The 13,814-nt window shown below is 45.4% G+C and carries 11 protein-coding genes; 9 read left to right on the forward strand and 2 right to left on the reverse strand.

What is annotated here, in order from left to right:
• Positions 1 to 132 precede the first annotated feature (132 nt).
• The 8 genes from rlmN to der all read left to right on the forward strand — a co-directional run bounded on the left by rlmN (position 133) and on the right by der (position 9,383).
• Complete coding sequence (gene rlmN / locus JKP82_RS04400) at positions 133 to 1,251, forward strand: dual-specificity RNA methyltransferase RlmN (RefSeq protein WP_159532194.1); 1,119 nt, start codon at positions 133 to 135, stop codon at positions 1,249 to 1,251.
• 24 nt (positions 1,252 to 1,275) lie between these two features.
• Positions 1,276 to 2,304, forward strand: a complete 1,029-nt coding sequence (gene pilW, locus JKP82_RS04405) for a type IV pilus biogenesis/stability protein PilW (protein WP_218396005.1) — start codon at positions 1,276 to 1,278, stop codon at positions 2,302 to 2,304.
• Between the two features lie 8 nt (positions 2,305 to 2,312).
• Positions 2,313 to 3,368: a RodZ domain-containing protein gene (locus JKP82_RS04410; protein WP_218396007.1), complete on the forward strand. Its 1,056-nt coding sequence runs from the start codon at positions 2,313 to 2,315 to the stop codon at positions 3,366 to 3,368.
• 8 nt (positions 3,369 to 3,376) lie between these two features.
• Entirely contained in the window at positions 3,377 to 4,495 is a 1,119-nt protein-coding gene (gene ispG / locus JKP82_RS04415; RefSeq protein ID WP_013783286.1) for a flavodoxin-dependent (E)-4-hydroxy-3-methylbut-2-enyl-diphosphate synthase, read from the forward strand.
• Between the two features lie 77 nt (positions 4,496 to 4,572).
• Entirely contained in the window at positions 4,573 to 5,853 is a 1,281-nt protein-coding gene (hisS, locus tag JKP82_RS04420; protein WP_159532188.1) for a histidine--tRNA ligase, read from the forward strand.
• A gap of 12 nt (positions 5,854 to 5,865) precedes the next feature.
• Positions 5,866 to 6,486 carry a YfgM family protein gene (locus JKP82_RS04425; RefSeq protein ID WP_159532186.1) on the forward strand — a complete coding sequence of 207 codons (621 nt, stop codon included), beginning with the start codon at positions 5,866 to 5,868 and terminating at the stop codon, positions 6,484 to 6,486.
• Between the two features lie 31 nt (positions 6,487 to 6,517).
• Positions 6,518 to 7,774: an outer membrane protein assembly factor BamB gene (gene bamB / locus JKP82_RS04430; RefSeq protein ID WP_159532184.1), complete on the forward strand. Its 1,257-nt coding sequence runs from the start codon at positions 6,518 to 6,520 to the stop codon at positions 7,772 to 7,774.
• Between the two features lie 163 nt (positions 7,775 to 7,937).
• Positions 7,938 to 9,383 carry a ribosome biogenesis GTPase Der gene (gene der, locus JKP82_RS04435; RefSeq protein ID WP_159532182.1) on the forward strand — a complete coding sequence of 482 codons (1,446 nt, stop codon included), beginning with the start codon at positions 7,938 to 7,940 and terminating at the stop codon, positions 9,381 to 9,383.
• Between the two features lie 250 nt (positions 9,384 to 9,633).
• Here the strand turns inward: der and JKP82_RS04440 are convergent, their stop codons facing one another.
• Together JKP82_RS04440 and xseA are read right to left on the reverse strand one after the other, a co-directional pair.
• On the reverse strand, positions 9,634 to 10,812 hold the full coding sequence (locus JKP82_RS04440; RefSeq protein ID WP_218396008.1) for a hypothetical protein: 1,179 nt from the start codon (positions 10,810 to 10,812) through the stop codon (positions 9,634 to 9,636).
• Positions 10,813 to 10,822: 10 nt separating this feature from the next.
• Positions 10,823 to 12,178, reverse strand: coding sequence for an exodeoxyribonuclease VII large subunit (gene xseA, locus JKP82_RS04445; RefSeq protein WP_159532178.1), 1,356 nt, complete (start codon positions 12,176 to 12,178; stop codon positions 10,823 to 10,825).
• 100 nt (positions 12,179 to 12,278) lie between these two features.
• Here xseA and guaB point away from each other — a divergent pair, with 100 nt between their 5' ends.
• On the forward strand, positions 12,279 to 13,748 hold the full coding sequence (gene guaB / locus JKP82_RS04450; RefSeq protein WP_013783293.1) for an IMP dehydrogenase: 1,470 nt from the start codon (positions 12,279 to 12,281) through the stop codon (positions 13,746 to 13,748).
• Positions 13,749 to 13,814 lie beyond the last annotated feature (66 nt).

The raw sequence follows: 13,814 nt of genomic DNA on the forward strand, positions 1-13,814 counted from the left end.
CTCCCGAGGCTTCATCTTAATAACTCAAGTAGATTTAGAGCAACGTGGATTCGAACTTCCTAACGTCCGTTCGCGTCATCATATTAGCAGTACAAGGCAATAGCTTTGAATAGGTAAAAGGGTCATCATTTTATGGCAAAGACAAATTTGTTAAATCTTAATCGCGAAGGCTTGCGTAATTTCTTCAAAGACAAAGGAGAAAAACCATTTCGTGCCGATCAGGTAATGAAATGGATTTATCAGCAGGGCGAAAGCGATTTTGAGAAAATGAGCAACCTGAATAAAAACCTGCGTGCAATGTTGATAGAACACTGTGAAGTGAAAGCACCAGAGATTGCCTATTTCCAAGAAGCTAGCGATGGCACCATTAAGTTTGCGTTAGCGCTTGAGGGCGGTCAGGAAGTGGAGACGGTATGGATCCCAGAAGCTGACCGTGCAACGCTTTGTGTATCGTCACAAGTAGGCTGCGCCCTTGAATGTACGTTCTGCTCTACCGCTCAACAAGGTTTTAACCGTAATTTGAGCGTCAGTGAAATTATTGGTCAAGTATGGCGAGTAGCGACTTTCCTTGGTTTATCGAAAGATACCAGTAAACGTCCTATTACTAACGTAGTCATGATGGGCATGGGTGAGCCTTTGCTTAACCTTAAAAACGTGGTGCCAGCTATGAACATCATGTTAGATGACTTCGGATTTGGTTTATCGAAGCGCCGCGTGACCTTGAGTACCTCAGGTGTTGTGCCTGCACTTGATATGCTTGGTGATCAAATCGACGTGGCTTTAGCGATTTCATTGCATGCGCCAAACGATGAGCTACGTAATGAAATTGTGCCGGTGAATAAAAAATACAATATTGAAGCCTTTTTGGCTGGTGTGCGCCGTTACCTTGAAAAATCGAAAGCTAACCAAGGCCGAGTGACGGTTGAATACGTTATGCTTTCACACATTAACGACAGTACCGACCAAGCGCATGAATTAGCGAAAGTATTGAAAGATACACCGAGTAAAATTAACTTAATTCCGTTTAACCCTTATCCGGGTTCACCGTACCTTTGTTCAAGCAATTCGCGTATCGATAGATTCTCAAAAGTTCTTATGGATTATGGGTTTACCACCGTTGTACGCAAAACTCGTGGTGATGATATAGATGCTGCTTGTGGGCAATTAGTGGGTGATGTTGTAGACAGAACCAAACGATTGTTAAAAAAACAGGTGAAGGGCGAAGCGATTTCGGTAAAAATGGCCCAATAATCATTAAGATATTAGGGTAATAACATGCGAATAGGATTGATAGCAGCTGTCGTCTTTTTAGCGGGATGCGTAAGCAACTCGCAACCAGGCAGTTACAATAGTAACTTTGATCGCCAGGAAGCTGCTAAAACTCGTATGTCTTTAGGGTTAACCTACCTTAAAAACAATAATTATAAACAAGCCAAAGTGAATTTAGATCAAGCGCTTGAATACGATCCGCGCTCAGCTGAGGTCAACTATGCTATCGCGTATTATTACCAACTGGTGGGGGACGCAAAGCGAGCCGATGATCTATATCAAAAAGCAATGTCCTTAGCACCAAACAACGGTGATATCGCAAACAGCTACGGTGCATTCAAGTGCCAAGACGGTGATTACGACGGCGCTAAAGAGTACTTTCTTAAGGCCGTGAGTAATCAACAATACGCTAATTCAGCAGAAACCTACGAAAATCTCGCCCTATGTGCACAAAGCCAAGGTAATACTGATGATGCTATTACCTATTTTCAAAGTGCACTCAAACACCAGCCGTTGCGTGCTAAAAGTTTATATTTACTGACAGAGCTTTATGTTGCCACCGAGCAGTGGACATCAGCGAAGTACACGTTAGACAAATACCAACGGGTTGCTAAACCTTCTCCCGATTCCTTATGGCTGTCATTTGAAATACACCAAGGGACAGGCGATTGGGAAGGGGCAAAAGAAGTGGGGTATAACTTATCAACCTTATTTCCTGACAGCCCGTATACAGCGGAATATAAGAATATTCTTGCGCAGCATGCCCCACAGGTTGAACGAAAAGTAAAAGGGGAAGATACTAACGCTGACAAAGTATCTCACTCAGCACACGCAGAAACAGAAACAAAATCAGGGTTGCCTTCTCAGCAAGCGCAATTCCACATAGTAAAGGCTAACGAAAACCTTTATCGTATTTCTCTAAAGCATAACATTAAAATTACCTCGCTGAAGGAGTGGAACAACATTGAAAATGCTGGCGCGATTTTTGCCGGTATGAAGATTTGGTTAGTACCACACAACATGCAAGGGGAATAGGAAGTCGAATGGTGTCAGAACAACAAACGACTGAGGAAGCAGGTTTAGCACAAGAGTCTACCGTGCCAAGCCCAGGTAAAATGCTTCAGGAGCGACGGGAATCGCTAGGGCTAACGCAGCAACAAATCGCTGATAAGCTTTTCTTGAAAGTCTCTCAAATCAATGCCTTGGAAGAAGATGCTGTGGATAAAACCACCTCTATTACTTTTACAAAAGGCTACGTAAGAAACTACGCGAAACAACTAGGATTAAATGCCGAACACGTTGTTGCTGCCTTTGAGCAATATCATACAAGTGTTGAACCACCGGCAAAACTACAAAGTTTCTCTCGTCGTGTCGCAAAACAGACACACGACGATCGCTGGATGATGGTTACCTATATTATTTTGTTACTGATAATCGGTGGCATTGTTGTGTGGTGGGTTCAGCAACCAAGTGATGAAGCTATCGTTGAAGCGCCTAATCTTGACGAAATTAAAGAAGAAGCTGCTAACACCCCCATCCCCGAAGCAACTAACCACACCAGTTCAGGTGCGTTAAACAGCGCAAATACTAATACAGCTACTGATACTGGTAGTGCTGCGCTTCCTCAATCTGGTAATGGTAACTTCACCAGTAACGGAAACAGCAGCTTTGAACCTTCACCAACCAATAGCCAACCTAATAGCGGTAATACAGATGATGAAAGCTTGCCGTCGTCAGCAGGTATTAACGAAAGTAATAACCTGACCGCATTGGTGAGCAATTCAGATTCCGGCGAAATCCGTTTAGGTAGCCAAGTTACTAACAATTCTTCGGACACCGGCAGTCAAAGTGGGGCAGTGCCCATATCGATGACATTTACCTTCGATGATGATTGTTGGGTGAACATAAAAGACGCAACCGGTGAGGCAATTGCTTACGGTGTTAAGCAATCTGGCCGTGTTATGGAAATTCAAGGTGTGCCTCCTGTTGCAGTTACACTCGGCAAACCGGATAATGTACGTATATCAGTTAATGGCGACCCCGTGGATATCACGGCCTTTCAAAATGGCCAGATAGCGCGATTCTCGCTTCCTATGTAGGTAATTAGATGTTTGCAGAAAGTCCTATCAAACGCAGAAAGTCCACGCGTATTAATGTAGGTAATATTCCTATTGGCGATGGTGCGCCCATTGCCGTTCAATCTATGACGAATACGCGTACCACTGACGTGGCTGCCACGGTCGATCAAATTAATCGTATTGTCGCTGTAGGAGGTGAGATTGTTCGTGTTTCCGTACCTACCATGGACGCTGCTGAAGCATTCAAAGAGATTCGTAAACAAGTTAGCACGCCCTTAGTGGCCGATATTCATTTCGACTATCGTATTGCGCTTAAAGTGGCGGAGTACGGTGTTGATTGCTTGCGAATAAACCCAGGTAATATCGGCAATATGGAGCGTGTACGTTCTGTGGTTGATTGTGCCAAAGACAAGAATATCCCCATTCGTATTGGCGTAAATGGCGGGTCGCTGGAAAAAGACTTACAAGAAAAGTATGGCGAACCTACGCCTGAAGCCTTGGTTGAGTCGGCCATGCGACATGTAGATATACTCGATAAGCTTAACTTCGACCAATTCAAAGTGAGTGTTAAAGCCTCTGATGTGTTTCTGGCGGTGGGGGCTTATCGACTATTAGCTCAGCAAATCGATCAGCCACTTCATTTGGGTATTACTGAAGCGGGCGGTCAACGTGCCGGTGCAGTAAAAAGCTCTGTTGGTCTAGGTATGCTTTTGGCAGAGGGTATCGGTGATACTATTCGTATTTCACTGGCTGCCGATCCGGTCGAAGAAATTAAAGTGGGTTTCGACATTTTAAAGTCGCTCCGAATCCGGTCTCGTGGCATTAACTTCATCGCGTGCCCAAGTTGTTCAAGACAAGAGTTCGATGTTATCGGTACGGTAAATGCGTTAGAGCAACGCCTTGAAGATATTCTTACGCCTATGGATGTCTCTATTATCGGCTGTGTCGTGAATGGTCCTGGAGAAGCTGAGGTATCAGACTTAGGCTTAACGGGCGCCAGAAACATGAGCGGGTTATACGAAGATGGTAAACGCGTGAAAGAGCGATTGGCCAATGATGACCTTATCGATAAGCTTGAAGCAAGAATTCGTGCCAAGGCAACCCGCATGAGCGAAGCTAACAAAATACAGGTATCGGTGAAAGACTAAGCCTGTACGATTGTTGTTTATCTTCAAAGCCCCTATAATGCGGGGCTTTTCACTATTTAGCAGTATGAGAATTTCACGTGGCTAAGACTATTCAGGCAATTCGCGGAATGAATGATTGCCTGCCGGAAGTATCCGGTACATGGCAGAAAGTAGAATCTGTACTCCGTCAAGTGGTGGCCAGCTATGGCTATCAAGAAATTCGCACGCCTATTGTAGAGAGTACCGACTTGTTCAAACGCTCTATTGGCGAAGTGACCGACATTGTCGAAAAGGAAATGTATACCTTTGAAGACAGAAACGGCGACAGTTTAACACTTCGCCCTGAAGGTACTGCCAGCACGGTGCGTGCCGGTAATGAGCATGGCTTGTTGTATAACCAACAGCAGCGCTTGTGGTATATGGGGCCAATGTTCCGCCACGAACGTCCGCAAAAAGGGCGTTATCGCCAATTCCACCAGTTCGGTGTTGAAACCTACGGCCTAGATGGGCCTGATATCGACTTGGAAGTGATTTTATTAAGCGCTCGACTATGGAAAGCGTTTGGTATTGAAAAGCACGTTACCTTGCAAATTAACTCATTAGGTTCAAACGAAGCCCGTCAGGCCTACCGTGAAACTTTAATTAGCTATTTGAAAGAACGCGCAGATAAGCTTGATGAAGAATCGCTTCGCCGGTTAGAGTCAAATCCACTTCGTGTACTTGATAGCAAGAACCCGAATGTGCAAGCAGCCATTGCTGATGCGCCATCATTGCTAGATCACTTAGATGAAGAATCTAAAACCCATTTCGATAACTTATGCGAACGCTTAACACAAGCAGGTATTGCATTTGAAATCAACCCACGCTTAGTGCGCGGGCTAGATTATTATAATCGCACCGTTTTTGAGTGGGTAACCGAAAGCTTAGGTTCACAAGGTACAGTCTGTGCGGGCGGCCGATATGATGGTTTGGTAGAACAGCTAGGCGGAAAAGCTACACCTGCGGTAGGTTTTGCCATGGGTATGGAACGTTTAGTACTTTTACTTACCACGTTAAGTGAAGATGCACTAGATTCTAGCAGTGCTGATGTGTATGTTACCGCGATGGGCGATGATGCTCAGGCTTATGCCTTAGAAGTATCAGAACACCTTCGTGATACATTGCCTAGTGTGCGGGTGATGATGCACTGTGGCGGCGGAAACTTTAAAAAACAATTAAAACGCGCTGACAAAACAGGGGCAAGTTTTGCCTTGTTGTTAGGGTCACAAGAAATGCAATCACGTGAAGTGGCAGTAAAGCCGTTACGTGATGGTCAAGAGCAACAGACAATCGCTTTTGATGCGTTGTCGAGCACCATTGCCGACCTGCTGAACGCATAATAAGAGGAAATCATGGAACAATTCGCAACAGAAGACCAACAAGTAGAAGCGATTAAACGCTTTTGGAAAGAGCACGGTACCGCCATTATTGTAGGTGCAGCATTGGGGTTAGGTGGACTTTGGGGCTGGCGTTACTACTCTGATACGCAGATGGCAACCAAAGAAGCGGCATCAGTAGAATACCAAAATGCAGTGGAAACCTATGGTGAAGAAGGTAGCGCAGATAAAATTACCGCCTTTATTAATGCAAACGAAGACTCAGGCTACGCCAGTATTGCTAGCCTCTTGGCAGCCAAACAAGCAGTAGATGCTGGTGAGTTTGACGCTGCAGCATCACACCTAAACCGTGTGGTTACCTTTGCTGAAAATGAAGAATTAAAAGCGCTAGCCGCTATTCGTTTAACTCGAGTTCAAATTGAAATGAACCAGCTAGACGCAGCGTTGTCTACGCTAGGCAATATTACGAACGAAGCATTTGCTGCTGAAGTATCTGAACTGAAAGGTGATGTATATCAGCAACAAAGCAAATTTGATGATGCTCGTTTAGCCTACTCAGGTGCGCTAGAAAAAAATGCCAACAACCCGTTATTGCAAATGAAGTTAGACAACTTAGCCGTTGCTGCGGGCCAATAAGCTGGTACATAAAAATAAAGAGGTAAGCAATTTGTTTCACAATACGTGTGGCCGTAAGGGCCGATTTGCTCGGGCGATGGGCATGGCATTGGCCATCTCTGTAACGCTTTCCGGTTGTTCTACCGTCTCTGATTGGTTTGCAGATGAAGAAGAGCTAGAAATTCGCCGTTTGAAACCAATCGAAGCGAAGTTTACGCCGTCAGTAAAATGGGACAGAGACATCGGCGACGGTGTCGATCATTACTTCTCTCGCCTTCGCCCAGTGTATGCTTACGAAAACCTTTATGCCGCTGATCGCCATGGCAGCGTTGTCGCTATGAACCCAGAGAACGGTGATGTTTTATGGGAACGTGACTTCGCCGTATTTGAAGGTGACGGCTGGTGGGACTCCATTGCTCGCCTTTGGCGTAGTGGAGCAAGTGCGCGTATTGGCGGAATATCCGTTGCCGACAGATTGTTGTTTGTAGGCACAGAAAATGGCGTTGTAATGGCACTTGACTACGAAACAGGCGAAACCAAGTGGGAAGCGTCTATTCCTGGCGAAGTCTTAGCAGCGCCTTCTGCAGACGAAGGTATTTTAGTTGTTAACACGGGTGCGGGCACCTTGTTTGGTTTTGATACTCGTACTGGCGAGCAACTATGGAGACATGAAGGTGATACACCTCCATTAACCCTTCGTGGTATTTCGGGCCCAGTGGCGGCAAACGGCGGCGCCTTAATTGGAACGCCTACCGGTAAGTTGCAAGTTAACCTACTCGATTCAGGTATTCTTGCTTGGGAAACGGTCATTGCCACGCCAACGGGCGCGACAGAGTTAGAACGTATTGTTGACCTTGATACCACACCTGTGCTTTTTGGTGGCACCATTTACACGGTTTCCTACAATGGCACACTGGCAGCAGTAGAGTTGCGCAGTGGTCGTATTATTTGGAAGCGTGAGTACGGCTCGTATCGCAACCTGAGTATAGAAGGTAACAGTATTTTTGTTGTAGATAACAACTCCAATATTTACGCACTAGACAGACGAAACGGTGTAGAACTTTGGTCACAAGGTGGCTTGAAGTCTCGTTCTGTTACTGCGGCAACGCCAGTGGGTGAACATATTGTTGTGGGTGACAACTGGGGCTTCGTTCATTGGATTGAACAAGAAACTGGCCAAATAGTGGCTCGCGTCGATGTAGGCGGCGATGATGAAGACGATGCTATATACGATGCACCATTAAACGTTGACGGTGTGGTAGTAACCATGACCCGTAACGGCGTAGTGGCAGCCATTTCTACGTTATAGCCTGTTCAACAACATAATTTGTTGGATTGTTGGCCTAATATCTTCTGTTAGGCTGACGCATCATACCTAAACAGGTATAATGCCCAATCACACTCTGACCGCAAGTAAGCTATGCTTACTTGCGGTTTGTGTTTTTTAGCTTTTTTCCTTTAGGATTTGATACATGTTGCCCGTTGTTGCTTTGGTAGGCCGCCCTAATGTGGGTAAGTCCACCTTGTTTAATCGTTTAACTAATACACGTGATGCGCTGGTCGCTGATTATCCAGGGCTTACCCGTGACCGCAAGTACGGTCAGGCTAAGTTTGAGCAGCGCCAATTCATCGTGGTGGATACCGGTGGTATCACGGGTGACGAAGAAGGTATTGATGCTGAAATGGCGCAGCAGTCTCTTTTAGCCATTGAAGAAGCCGATGTAGTATTACTACTTGTTGATGCCAGAGCAGGTTTATTGCCGGCAGACCAAGGTATTGCTGAACACATTCGCCGCCTTAACAAGCAAGTTTTTGTCGTCGCGAATAAAGTTGACGGCATTGATGGCGATAGCGAAAGCGCAGACTTTTACGCGCTGGGTTTAGGCACCGTTAAACAAATCGCCGCGGCCCACGGGCGTGGCGTAAGCCAATTACTGCAAGATGCGTTAGTGCCACTTGAAGCCTCTTTTCCTGACATGCGCATTGTTGAGGAAACGCAAGAAGAAGAGCTTGATGCGGAAGCGCAACTTAAGCGCCTTCAAGACCAGCCTATTAAACTGGCCATAGTTGGAAAGCCTAACGTGGGTAAATCTACGTTAACTAATCGAATTTTGGGTGAAGAACGGGTTGTAGTTTATGACCTTCCAGGCACGACCCGCGATAGCGTTTTCATTCCGATGGAACGTGACGAGCGTGAATATATTCTTATCGATACCGCAGGAGTTCGTAAACGCAGAAAAGTGAATGAGGCGGTTGAAAAGTTCTCTATTGTTAAAACTTTGCAAGCGATTGACGAAGCAAACGTCGTGCTGATGGTTATTGATGCTCGTGAGGGTATAACCGATCAAGACTTAAGCTTACTGGGCTTTGTGTTAAATTCCGGCCGCTCACTGGTGATTGCTGTGAATAAGTGGGACGGATTGAGCACAGATATTAAAAACGATATAAAACGCGAACTCGATCGCCGTCTTGGTTTTATTGACTTTGCACGTTTACACTTTATATCTGCAACGCACGGTACCGGTGTAGGTAATTTATTTGAGTCAGTACAAGAAGCTTACCTAAGCGCCACTAAGCGTATTAATACCTCCATGCTTACGCAGATTATGGAAATGGCTCAAGATGACCATCAACCGCCGCTAGTGCGCGGTCGTCGGGTCAAAATGAAATATGCCCATGCTGGAGGTTATAACCCGCCGGTGATTGTTATTCACGGTAACCAAGTTGACGATTTACCTACGTCGTACAAGCGCTTCTTGATGAACTACTTCCGTAAAGCGCTTCAGGTGATGGGCACGCCTATACGCATCGAATTTAGGGAAGGGGCGAACCCGTTTGAAGGCAAAAAGAATAAGCTCACTCTTACTCAAGAACGTAAACGTAAGCGTTTACTGTCTTATCATAGTAAGAAGAAGTAGCCGAACGTTGATACAAGTTCGGTAACTAAGCGTTTTGGATAATGGCGACATGCGGGTTTTGAAACGTTACTATTCCAAACATATAAAAAAGGTCGGCGCTATTATTAGCACCGACCTTTTTTGTTTTAAGTGAAGGTAGAGTGCATTTATTTATGTTTCGCTAAGCGCTTTTAAAGGGCTGATCACAACAGTCTGTCTATAAGGTGCTTTGCATAATGAAGGCTTCACGCTGCACTATTGCTGGTGTTTTCTACTTCAGCATGGCGCGAACTTGCTGCATAAGCATAGATTCTTCTGGCACTGAGATATGCGCAATGAGTTCATTTGCTAAGTCGTCGGAGAAGTCACTAGGGAAGGTGGTAGCCACTTTCACTATTTTATCATTGCGCGTAAACACATAGGTGGTCGCGAAGATAGGATCGTCTACTGGCGAGTCAGCTTTAAGGGCTAGTCGCCATCCATTAGCAAGCCCCTTCACATTAAAAGGCGATATTGGTTGGGGTTGAGATAAGGTTAAATTGCGCGCGCTGGCAACGTGGTCAGCTTTATTCCAGTCTTCATCTAATTGTTGATGAAGTAAAGCGTCTGTGCGGGCTGAGTTTTCAGTATTGATAGTGTTCACCGTATTCGCTTTATTACTTTGCGCGTTCGTGTCTAGTTTCGCCAAAATGGGATAAACCGTTACATCAACTAACGCATCTTCAAAAGAAGGATGGGTATACCTTGTAATTGAGCCTTTGAAGGGGTCTGGGTACAGCTGAGTATCAAGTCTGGTGAAATCACCCAAAGACTCCGGCACACTTAGATGGTTGCCGTAATCGCTCGCGTTTAACGCATGATATAAAAACTTTGGGGTGAACAGTTCGCTTTCGATAACATGCTTATACCACGATAGTAGCGGTTCTATGGCTTTCTCTGTTGGCGTTTCATTGCTATTCACTTGACTGGTAATAACCAAAGAATCAATCTCTATTCCTCGCCATTGCAGCGTTAATTCAGTGAAGTGCCTTTCTTCGCTAGGTTTTTCACTTAGCGCTTCACTTATACTGGAAGTTTCATCTTGTTTAGCCACGTTAGCAATCAGCAGTTCATAGTCTGAGTCATTACCGAAAGGTTTAATCTCAGTGAACCAAGATGTTGCTATCAGTGAAGAGATAAATGCTTCTGGGGTAATGGTATCTTCAATACACCCCTGTGTGGCCTCTGTATCGCCACAGGTATCCAAAAGGGTTTCACTGGGGTAAGTAGAAAACACCGCCAGAGAAATTACTATTGTAGGAGCTTCAGGTACAGGTGCCGATAAAGATGACGTTTCGGGCAACACCGGTAACTCAGGCAATCCCGCCTGTTGCTGACCATAAACTGCCGGTGCGCATAAAGAGGCTAGAGCAAGTAGCAACCAGCCTGAACGCGAAGAAATAGGAAACAAAGGCCAACCTTTATTGATGACGACGAATTTCCACTATTTTACTGGTTATTTCACCATCAGTCACTCGAGACATAAGTATATCGTTTTCTTTGACGGTATTTACAGAGGTAACTGCCTCTCCACTTGACATAGTAATACTGTAGCCTCGCGACAATGTAGAAAGCGGGCTAACCGACTGCAATAAACCCACTTTTGCAGCAAATGCCTGTTGTTTACTATTTACTAACTGCTTCATGTTGTTACATAGCGCTTTATGGGTTTGTATCATGTGCGCTTTAGCTTGATTCACTCGCTCCGTTGGGTTTTGTCGCGCAAAGCGATTATCGACATACTCAAACCGTTTATTTTCGATAGCGAGTTTATTGTTAATAGCATGGCTTAAACGCAATTGTAGTCTGTCGAGGGCTTGCCACTGATTTTGTATTTTGCTTTGCGGATGTACTGACTGTAAACGTTGGTGCTGAAGTTTATGTTGCTGAGCTAAATGACTAAGTTTTTGCAGCATAGCACGGGTTAAGCGTTGCTTATATTGAACAAAGCCCTCACTGAGCGCGTTCGTGTCTTGGCTCAATATTTCCGCGGCCGCCGAAGGGGTAGGGGCGCGTAAATCGGCAACAAAATCAGCAATAGTAAAATCAACTTCATGCCCAACGGCGCTGATTAACGGTAGTTGCGACTCGGCAATTTCTCTAGCAAGGTTTTCATTGTTAAAACACCATAAATCTTCTAACGAGCCACCACCACGGGTTAGCAAAAGTGCATCTACTTCATTTCGTTTATTCGCAGTGCGAAGGGCGTTAATAAGCTGATTAGGCGCGGTTTCACCTTGCACCATAGAAGGGTAAACAATGACTTCAGTTTGTGGGCTACGGCGTTTCAATACACTAAGTACGTCATGCAGTGCTGCGCCTGTTGAAGAGGTAATAACACCAATACGATTGATAACCTCAGGCATTGGGCGCTTACGTTCGATACTGAACAAACCATCAGCGTTGAGTTTTGCTTTTAACGCTTCATAGGCTTGCTGCAGGGCACCTTCGCCATCGCTCTCCATATGCTCTATTACAAGCTGGTAGTCGCCACGTGCTTCGTAAATACCTACCGATGCCCTTACAAGCACCTTATCGCCTTCTTTAGGGCGCTGTTTCACAGCGCGGTTTGTATTTTTAAACATGGCAGCGCGCACTTGTGCCTTGTTATCTTTTAACGTGAAATACCAATGACCGGAAGCGGCACTCACAAAATTAGATATTTCAGCGGATAACCATATAAGTCCCACTTCGCTTTCAAGCACGGTTCGAGCGAGCCGATTTAGCTTAGTAACTGTTAAAATTTGTCGCGATGTAGAGGGTGAAGATGTAAACATAAGAAAAAATCGTCTGGTTTAATAAAATAGAGTTTACCTGAAATCTAAAAAACACTACAATTGCGCCGCAATTAACCCTCAACTGAATAGGTGTTGTTGCATGCTACGAATCATCCAAGAAGCCCTGACGTTCGACGATGTGTTGCTGGTTCCCGGCCACTCGACAGTTCTTCCACATACTGCCAAACTTCAAACTCGTCTAACTCGTGGTGTCACGTTAAATATCCCTATGGTATCTGCGGCGATGGACACCGTCTCTGAAGCACGCCTAGCGATTGCACTTGCTCAAGAGGGCGGTATCGGCTTTATTCACAAAAATATGGAACCTGCGCAGCAGGCAAAGCATGTTCGTGAAGTCAAAAAGTACGAAAGTGGCGTGGTTTCAGACCCCGTTACGGTTGCTAAAGACGCCACTATCGGCGAAGTCATTACCCTTTCTAAGCGCCTAGGTTATTCTGGTTTTCCGGTAACCGATCATCAAAATAATTTAATTGGTATTGTTACTGGTCGTGATTTACGTTTCGAAAAACGTCTAGAACTGCCTATCAGTAATGTGATGACGGGCAAAGATGACTTAGTTACGGTAAAAGAAGGTGCAAGTTCAGATCAAGTACTCGATCTTATGCATGAACACCGCATCGAAAAAATTCTTGTAGTAGACGATGCTTTCAAGCTTACCGGCCTTATTACGGTTAAAGATTTTCAAAAAGCCGAAAATAAACCGAATGCTTGTAAAGATTCATTAGGTCGATTACGGGTTGGTGCAGCCGTTAGCGTTGGGCCAGGTACTGATGAGCGCATTCAACTTTTAGTTGAAGCCGGTGTGGATGTTTTACTTATCGACACTTCTCATGGTCACTCACAAGGCGTTATCGATCGCGTCAAGAAAGTGCGCAGTGATTATCCTGATGTCCAGATTATTGCAGGTAACGTAGCAACAGGTGATGGTGCAAAAGCACTGGCTGATGCAGGCGTTGATGCCGTTAAAGTAGGTATAGGCCCTGGTTCAATTTGTACTACCCGTATTGTTACCGGTTGTGGGGTACCACAAATTACTGCGGTATCTGATGCCGTAGACGCGCTTGCAGGTACCGACATTCCAGTGATTGCAGATGGCGGTATTCGTTTCTCTGGTGACATTGCGAAAGCGTTAGCTGCTGGTGCAAGTTGCGTAATGGTAGGCAGCATGTTAGCGGGCACAGAAGAAGCGCCAGGCGAAGTTGAGCTTTATCAAGGTCGCTACTTTAAATCTTACCGCGGTATGGGCTCACTAGGCGCAATGAACCAAAACCACGGTTCATCTGACCGTTACTTCCAAGAATCAAACAATGCGGAAAAGCTTGTTCCTGAAGGTATTGAAGGCCGCGTAGCCTATAAAGGGCCTATTGCGAACATCATCCATCAGCAAATGGGTGGGTTACGCTCAGCCATGGGGCTTACTGGCTGTGGCAGTATTGATGAACTTCGCACAAAAGCGCAGTTTGTTCGTGTTACATCGGCAGGTATGGGCGAGTCACACGTTCATGATGTTAGCATTACTAAAGAAGCACCGAACTACCGTCTAGGCTAGATTCGCGACAAGATATAACCATATACAGCGCATCGTGAGGCGGGTATCTTTCCGCCTCATCGCCGC

It is taken from the genome of Alteromonas lipotrueae, from assembly GCF_019249215.1.
Lineage (GTDB): Bacteria > Pseudomonadota > Gammaproteobacteria > Enterobacterales > Alteromonadaceae > Alteromonas > Alteromonas lipotrueae.